General features: G+C 65.9%; 1 pseudogene. It reads right to left on the bottom strand.

Annotated elements, in window-relative coordinates:
* Positions 1-226, bottom strand: a pseudogene (locus tag GYA94_RS28450) (ATPase); the annotation flags it as partial.

Genomic DNA, 226 nt, shown 5'->3' with positions numbered 1-226 from the left:
GGTCGCCGGCCTGGCCAGCTACGCCTTGCTGCTGCTTGCTCTGCTCGGCCAGGCTGGCCTGCAACTGGCGGATCTGCAGCTTGAGCGCCTCGCTGCCGGTGTTGACCGACGATTCGCTGGCAGCGACCTTGCCACTGATTGCCTGCAAGCGCCCCGCTGCATCCTCGCTGATGGAGCAGCAACTGGTGGCCACCCAGGAAAGCTTTGCCCGCATCAGCGAGGATGC

This window comes from Pseudomonas juntendi (assembly GCF_009932375.1).
GTDB classification, from domain to species: domain Bacteria; phylum Pseudomonadota; class Gammaproteobacteria; order Pseudomonadales; family Pseudomonadaceae; genus Aquipseudomonas; species Aquipseudomonas juntendi.
Note: the sequence above shows the minus strand (reverse complement) of the source record. Positions and strands in the feature narration are given on the sequence as shown.